At 50.6% G+C, this 8,078-nt stretch carries 6 protein-coding genes; 2 read left to right on the top strand and 4 right to left on the bottom strand.

All coding sequences use genetic code 11. The features are described from left to right. The 3 genes from glgP to rnpA form a co-directional block, all read right to left on the bottom strand. On the bottom strand, nt 1-1,577 hold a 1,577-nt coding region (gene glgP / locus ABYP73_RS09385; protein ID WP_372974141.1), incomplete at its 3' end, for an alpha-glucan family phosphorylase. A gap of 147 nt (nt 1,578-1,724) precedes the next feature. Continuing rightward, complete coding sequence (locus tag ABYP73_RS09380; protein WP_372974142.1) at nt 1,725-3,353, bottom strand: S41 family peptidase; 1,629 nt, start codon at nt 3,351-3,353, stop codon at nt 1,725-1,727. Continuing rightward, complete coding sequence (rnpA, locus tag ABYP73_RS09375; protein WP_372944944.1) at nt 3,334-3,774, bottom strand: ribonuclease P protein component; 441 nt, start codon at nt 3,772-3,774, stop codon at nt 3,334-3,336. Before rnpA ends, ABYP73_RS09380 begins: the two co-directional genes overlap by 20 nt. Before the next feature lie 65 nt (nt 3,775-3,839). Here rnpA and ABYP73_RS09370 point away from each other — a divergent pair, with 65 nt between their 5' ends. Then, nucleotides 3,840-5,690 carry a CBS domain-containing protein gene (locus ABYP73_RS09370; RefSeq protein ID WP_372944943.1) on the top strand — a complete coding sequence of 617 codons (1,851 nt, stop codon included), beginning with the start codon at nt 3,840-3,842 and terminating at the stop codon, nt 5,688-5,690. Between the two features lie 3 nt (nt 5,691-5,693). After that, nucleotides 5,694-6,887: a succinylglutamate desuccinylase/aspartoacylase family protein gene (locus tag ABYP73_RS09365; protein WP_372944942.1), complete on the top strand. Its 1,194-nt coding sequence runs from the start codon at nt 5,694-5,696 to the stop codon at nt 6,885-6,887. Between the two features lie 6 nt (nt 6,888-6,893). Here ABYP73_RS09365 and ABYP73_RS09360 read toward each other — a convergent pair. Further along, the coding region (locus tag ABYP73_RS09360) for a M1 family aminopeptidase (RefSeq protein ID WP_372974140.1) at nt 6,894-8,078 on the bottom strand (1,185 nt) is incomplete at its 5' end.

The following is an 8,078-nucleotide window of genomic DNA, read 5'->3' as shown; positions in this document are numbered from 1 at the left end:
TCTATCCCACGGTATACGATCTTTGACCATTTTTCCGGGGTGTCGTAATAGAGGGGAAGTACTTTTTGTTCCAGGCAATCATAGAGATTTCGGCTGTCAAAATCGTCCTGTTCCGAAACCAGGCTTTTTGCATTGGCCTCGGGGAGAACAAAACTGTTTTTACCATTCTCAGCAAATTCAGGTATCCATCCATCGTTGATGGACAGGTTCACACTGCCGTTCATGGCTGCGGTCATCCCGCTGGTACCTGAAGCTTCCCGGGTAATTCGCGGGGTATTCAGCCAGATATCAGACCCCATTTTCAAGCGTTTGGAAAGGGCCATTTCGTATCCTGTAAGCACAGCCGTATTGGGTCTGTATTTGGTGAAGTGAACCAGCCTGTCGAATACCCCTATAGCCCCTGTATCTTTAGGATATGGCTTTCCTGCCCAGATGATTTGCACAGGGTATTTCTCATTGGCCAGTATCTTCTCAAAACGCTCCATGTCTCGCAGGAGCAGGTCAGCCCTTTTGTACTCCGCAAATCGCCGGGCCCAGACGATGGTCAGAATCTCAGGGTCGAATAGTTTCCCGGTCTGGTCGAGTACGGTTTTAAAAAGGTCCTGTTTCAGCTCCGCCTTTCTTTTTTGAAAGGCCTTTACATTATTGGCCTTCCTCGCCTTGTACAGGGTCTCGTCCTGCCAGAAGCGTTGATTCTGTGCATTGGTGATGGGAAAAATTTTGGTGCTGCCTGTATTTCCCTTCCACATCCCCCTGGAGACCTTCGCGTGTAATTTGGAAACCGCATTGGTGCGGTTAGCCATGCGCAGGGCGGCCACAGTATAGCTGAGGCGGTTAGAGCCTCCTGTTTCCTTCATCAGCTCCTCTTCTGAAAGTTTCCTGCCAAAGAATCCACTGTCGTTCAGGGCATAGGCGTCCCTTTCCACATTTCCGGCCCTTTCGGGGGTATGGGTGGTAAATACCATGTTTTTCTTGCCTACCCCCTGATTGCGGAGGTGATAGAAGGCCGGCAGGGCGTGCCCCTCATTTAAGTGGTAGATATCCGCCCCTCCTAATGCCTGGACCAGTTTCGCCCCTCCGATCCCCAGTACGATGTTCTGGCAGATACGGGTGAGTTCATTGGCGTCATAGAGGTGGTTCATGATGGAGCGCGACAAGTCGTCATTTCCCTCCACATCAGTAGTTAAAAGGTAAATGGGAACGGAACCGAAAATCTCGGGCTTCAGGACCATGGCCCTTACTTTGACCGAGCTGTTCCCGAAAATACCTACTTCCACCTCATGGCCGGAGTCTTCCAGAAAACTGTAATGTTTTTCGATGAAATCGGGTCTCAGGGTCTGGTCCTTGTTGCGGCTTTGATCGTAATAACCGTACTTCCAAAGCATGCCGATCCCTACGACATTCTGTTTGAGTTCACAGGCCGAAAGCATATGGGAACCTGCAAGAAATCCGAGCCCGCCCGAATAGATCTTCAATGCCTGGTGGATGCCGAATTCCATACTGAAATAGGCCACCTTTTTCTTGTAGGGTTCACTGGGTTTGTAGGGGTGATACCACGTATAATAGTTACTTGCCATGCGGTAAATTCATAGATGAAAGTTCCAAAAATAGGAAAACCCCTGATTCGGACCGCAATTAGAGCAAACCTTTTGATGCACAGGGAAATGACAGGGTCTCAGGATTTGGGAAACGCTGTGTTAGCGGAAGAGTAAAAACCGCCTGTTTTATCTGAGGACAGAGCGGTATTTAGATTCGTCTTTGAGCAATTGGGCGCCGGCCTGGATCGCCTCGTCGTGGTTCAGGTAGAAGTCGTATAGCCCTTCCCGATAGACATATCTTTTGATGATCTCGTCTTCCAGAGGCTTGGTGATCTCCTTCCTGTAGGTGTCTAAGGCGGCCAGCTTGCTTTTCTCGATGCTGAGCAAAAGGGCCTTGGTATCTTCCTCCACTTCACGCCCGAAGATCTCGTTGTTCCTGCCAGTGAGGGACTCTTTCAGGGCGAGTTCGGTCTTCGTCTGAAAGTCGAAGCTGCTTGAGGAAACATGCCTTTTAAAGGCCTCAAAGTCGGCATCAGAAAGGGTGAAATTTTCTACAGGCAGGTCGGGATGCCCGTAATAATAATCCGTGGCGTAGTCGAAGAGGACATGGTTATTGACCAGGGCATTTACCAGGTCGTTCGTGTTCAAAGACGCAATCGGGATGTCGGGCATGATACCACCTCCGCCCCGGACCTTGCGACCGTTCCGGGTTGTGAATTCGTTGAATTGGGTGTTCCTGACCGCATTCCCTTCTTCGTCCCGGTTCCAGTAATCCAGGGACTGAATACATCGTCCACTCGGCGTGTAATACCGGGATATGGTAACCTTCAGTTGGGTACCATAAGTTAGTTTCAAGGGTCTTTGCACAAGGCCTTTGCCAAAGCTTTTCGCCCCAATGACCACCGCCCGGTCCAGGTCCTGCAGGCTGCCTGAAACGATCTCGCTGGCAGAGGCGCTTTTCCCATCTACAAGGACCACCAGCGGGATCTCTTCATCTAGGGGCTTATTGCGGGTCTCATAGCTCTGGTTGAATTTTTTCACCTTGGATTTGGTCGTCACCACCAAGGTGCCTTTAGGAACGAACAGGTTCGTTACATTGATCGCCTCTGAGAGAAGGCCACCGGGATTTCCCCTGAGGTCCAGGATGAGTTTTGTAGCCCCTTCTGCTTTGAGAGACTCGATGGCCTCCCTGGTTTGGGCGGAGGCCTTTTTGTTAAATCGGGACAGGACCACATAGCCTATTTCCTCGTCGATCATATGGAAATAGGGCACGGCATCCACCTCTATGGCTTCCCTCTCGATGGTGGCCTCATAGGTATTGCCCTGCCGTTTGTATGTGACGTCTACAGTGGTTTTGTTCGCCCCCTTGAGGAGCTCGCTCGCATCGTCCTGGAAATCTTTTACATTTATACCTGCGATCGTGATCAACTCATCACCTGCCTTGAGACCCGCCTTGTCTGCCGGATAACCTTTATAGGGCTCGACGATGACAAGCCGGTCTTCATAGGAGCGCACCAGGGCACCGATCCCGGAATATTCGCCCGTGTTGTTGATGCGGTAGGTCTCCACATCCTGTTCATTGAGGAACTTGGTGTAGGGATCAAGATCGTCCAGCATATTCTTGATGGCAGTGTCCATCAATTCCGCAGGATTTGTCTCATCCACGTAGTTCATATTGAGTTCCTTGAACAGGGTGGTAAAGATCTCTATCTGCTTGGCGATCTCGAAGAAATCGGTCTTAAAGCTACTCGCCCCAAGCAGGACAAATAACGCCAGTACCGGGATCAATACTCTTTTACGAATCAGCTTTCCCATCATCAATTTTTTTTAAGAATTTGTCGAATACTTTGCACATGGCCGCTTCAACGTCTTGAAAAGAAGTCATTTCCTTCCCAAGGTATAAAAACATAAAGGCATAGCTTCCCTCTGTTCTGTTAAAAATGCGATGCTTGTTGAGACGGTAAGACTCCCTTAACAGGCGTTTCAGTCGATTCCTTTCCACAGCTTTGCGGAAATTCTTTTTAGGGACGGTAAAACCGACCTGAAATTTGGATATCTTATTCTCGGTTTTGAGGTAGATCAGTTTGAGTGGAAAAACGGTCAGGGAAGATCCTTTATCAAAGACCTCCCGAATTTGTTTTTCGCGCTTTAATTTTTCTTCTTTGGGAAACGTAAACCTCATCTGGGGGTAAAAATAGTGAGAATTCGCGTGAGGGACGGGAATGATAATTGTCATATTTTCGCCGGTAGTAAGGCTGTAAATTGCGCCCTTGATGCACGCATAGGAACAAAAGAACAGATATGGGAGAAAAAATAGTCAAAAGGATCAAAAATCCGGAAGACAAGAAGAGATACATAGACCACCTGTTAAAAGACATAGAGACACTCGAGCTAATGCTCAGCAAGGGACTGCTGTCGACTAAGCCGGTACACATAGGGGCCGAACAGGAATTCTGCCTGGTCAACGAAGCCTGGGAACCCTCAGACCTGAGCGAGACTATCCTGGAGGATATAGCCGACGACCATTTCACCTCGGAGCTCAACAAGTACAACCTTGAGCTCAACCTGGATCCTGTAAAACTGGAAGGCACGTGCTTCTCGGTGATGCACAAGCAGCTCAACGATCTGCTGGGTGTCGCGAAAAACGCTTCCGCCAAACACAAGGCAAAGGTGATACTCACAGGGATCCTGCCCACCATCACGCATAAATACCTGCAGTATGATTATATGACCCCTGTAGAGAGATATAAGATCCTCAATGAGGCCATTCGGGCCATTCGAAAGGATGATATCGAACTCCACATCAAAGGGGTAGATGAGGTGAACCTTCACCATGATACCATTCTCTACGAGGGGTGCAACACCAGTTTCCAGGCCCATTTGCAGATAGATCCTGAACAATTTTCCCAGACCTATAACTGGGCCCAGGCCATCGCCGGACCGGTCCTGTCGATCTGCGTAAACTCCCCATTGCTGATGGGGAAAGAACTATGGGAAGAAACCCGAATCGCCCTTTTTACACAGAGTGTGGACACGAGAAGGAGCACTTTTATCCTAAATGAAAAGGAATCACGGGTGAGCTTTGGGCAGGACTGGGTTCAGGGAGGCGTAGCCGATTTTTACAAGGACGCCATCATCAACTTCAGGAGCCTGGTAACCACCGAATTGAATTCGGACAGCCTCAGCGAGTTCCACAAAGGGGAAATCCCAAAACTCAGGGCCCTTACCCTTCACAACGGCACGACCTACCGGTGGAACCGACTTTGCTACGGGGTGACCGAGGGAAAACCTCATGTCAGGATCGAGAACCGCTACATGCCTTCAGGGCCCACCACGGATGATGAGATCGCCAACATGATGTTCTGGGTAGGCCTCATGCACGGCAGGCCCAGGTACCTCGATGACATCCATAACAAGATGGATTTTAAGGATGCCAAGAGTAACTTTTTCAGTGCCGCCCGTTACGGGATGAGCGCACAGTTCTACTGGGAGGGGAAACTGATCAGCAGCAAGGACCTGCTGCTGGACCACTTGCTGCCCATGGCTTTCCGGGGGCTTTACAGCATGAATGTAGAGCCGAGGGATGCGGAACATTACCTCTCGATCATAGAAAGGCGGATCAGGTCGCATACGGGATCCCGATGGATAATCCAGTCCTTCCGCAAGCTCAGGAAGGAGCACAAGACCCCTGAGGCACTCAAAGTGCTCGTCGCCACCATGTATGACAGACAGCAAAAAAGGTACGCCGTAGACGCATGGCAGCTGGCCAGGGGGGATGAGTACAAGACTCCCAAAGCGGCCCTTACGGTTGGGGATCTCATGAATACCAGGATCATCACGGCCCAGGACAATGACAGCGCTGATCTCGTGCTGAGGATGATGTTGTGGAAGAACATTCACCATGCCCCTATCCTGGATGATGACCTCAACCTGGCAGGCCTGCTCAGCTGGGTGGATGTGGAACATTACCAGAATCACCCGGAAGAACAACCCGGCAGTATTCGTGAGATCATGAAAACAGAATTGATCACAGCGACGGAAGATATGCCCCTGGACAAGGCCAGGAAATTGATGAAAGACAACAAGATCCACTCCCTGCCTGTGGTAAGGGACAAGAAACTGGTAGGGATCATCACGAGTAATGACCTGTAATCCATGGCACAAGCCCTGACTGCCAATGCTACACACCTGAAACGGATCCTCGGCCACATCAAAGGGCGGGAACCGGGACCTGTCCATGTCTTTTTCGGGGGCATACACGGAAATGAACCTTCCGGGGTACAGGCCCTGCAGGAAGTATTCGGAGAACTCCAAAAGAATCCATTACCCATAAAAGGACATATCTACGGGATTGCGGGCAATATTCCGGCCCTGCTTCAAAACAAAAGGTACCTGGAAAAGGACCTCAACCGAACCTGGTTCAGGGAGGATATCACAGCCCTGGAAAGTGGAGAAAGAACCTGCATGACCTCAGAAGACAAAGAAATGCTGGAGATCCTCGGAGTGATCCGCGACCTGCTAAAGGCTCATGAGGCGCCCTTTTACTTTATCGACTTCCACACTACTTCGAGTAAGACCCTTCCGTTTATCACGATCAACGACGCCATGATCAACAGGAAATTCGCACGAAAGTTCCCCGTTCCCATTATCCTTGGGATAGAGGAATACCTGGAAGGCCCTGTCCTGAATTTTATCAACGAGTTTGGGTACGTATCCCTCGGTTTTGAATCGGGTCAGCACGCCAGTGAGGAGGCCCGGGTCAACAGCGTCGCTTTTTTATGGATGAGCCTGGTCTTTTCAGGAGCTCTGGAAAAGGAGGATGTCAAAGACTTCAGCACCTATTATTCAGAACTGAAACAATCCGCAGCCCACAACCGTAATTTTTACGAGATCACCGAGCGCTATGCCGTAGAACCCGGTGATTCCTATGAGATGGTTCCGGGGTTTTACAGTTTTGAACCGGTTGCAAAAGGAACCTTGCTGGCCAGCCACAACGAACAAACCGTGGTTGCAGAGAAAGGAGGGATTTTGTTTATGCCCCTCTATCAAAAGCAGGGGGCCGAAGGGTACTTCATGATCAGGCGAATCCCAAAATGGGTACTCGCCCTTTCTGCAGGCCTCAGGAAGGTCAGGGCAGACCACCTGCTGGCCGCTTTACCCGGGGTGAGCTGGAAAAACCGTGAGAAAGCCCAACTGGTCGTCAACCTCAAGGTAGCGCGCTTTTACAGCAAGGCGATCTTCCACCTGCTGGGATACAGGAGCCGTATCCTGGACCGGGACCGCATCCTGATCAATAACCGGGAAAAAGTGGCCAGGAATGAGCTGTACGAGCACGCCCCCTGGTACTAAACCCGCCTACTGAGAGTCAGCCAGCCAGATATTGTTGTTGATGTCAATATCGGCCATCAGCTGAGAAGGGTCTATGACCACTGCCTTCACCTCACTAAGAGAGTTTGAGAGTTCAAAGGAATACTCAGGGTTTGCCCAGGTCCAGTCTGGCAGCACGGTGCGTTTCACCTGCCCGTAGGGATTCTCCTTTTCCCCTCTCATCATCTGGAGCGGGATGTAGAAGGTTTCCTGGCTTCCGTCATTGTACACGACAAGGATGTCGAGCGGCATTGGCATGAGCCCTATTCGCTCTAAGAGGATATGGGTCCCACTCTTTGATTCACTGACCGTCCGGATCCCGTAATCGATGGTGTTGGTGGTCTGCGTCCAGTCGGTCAGGTACCAGTCGAGCTCCATCCCCGACACTTTTTCAGCCGTTCGCTTGATGTCGTTGGGGGTGGGGTGTTTGAATTTAAAATCGGCGTAGTACTTCTTCAGGGTAGCCATCAGTTTGTCCTGCCCGATGACATAGCCCAGCTGGGACAGAAAAACAGCCCCCTTGCTGTAGGCGGCACGGCCGTAAGCGGCGTTGACCTCATACCGGTCTGCGTGAGTGGACTGTGGCTGTTCTTTTCCGGAGAGAACAAGACTGTAGTAACCGTTATAGGAACCCTCAAAAGGATTGGCCTTGTTCTCGTTCATGATGGTATTCATACACAGGTCTGAGATAAAGGATGTAAAGCCTTCATCCATCCACTCGTGCTTGGCCTCATTGGTGGCCAGGATATGCTGAAACCAGGAATGGGCCAATTCGTGCACCATAACGCCTACCAGGCTTCCAAAACTGCGTTCTCCGGTGATCAGCGTACTCATGGCGTATTCCATACCCCCATCGCCTCCCTGTACCACGGAGTACTGTTCGTAGGGGTAGGGTCCGACATTCTCACTGAAGAAGCGCATGGCTTCGGCTGTCTTGGGCTGGAGGTTCTTCCAGTTTTCCAGGATCTCCGGCTTGTTTTTGTAAAAGAAATGCAGGGCAGGCCCGTCTTCCATGATCAGAGTGTCGTGGATGTAATCAGGATCGGCAGCCCACATAAAATCGTGCACCATGGGCGCTTTGAAATGCCAGGTCAGCGTTTTTCCCTTGGGCCGCTTTACTTTAGTGCCCGGGGCTTCATACCCATGCCCTATTTCCTGAGGATTCTGGAGGTA

The sequence above is a fragment of the Muriicola sp. genome, from assembly GCF_041567615.1.
Lineage (GTDB): Bacteria > Bacteroidota > Bacteroidia > Flavobacteriales > Flavobacteriaceae > Muriicola.
This window is presented reverse-complemented; position numbering and strand designations above follow the sequence as displayed.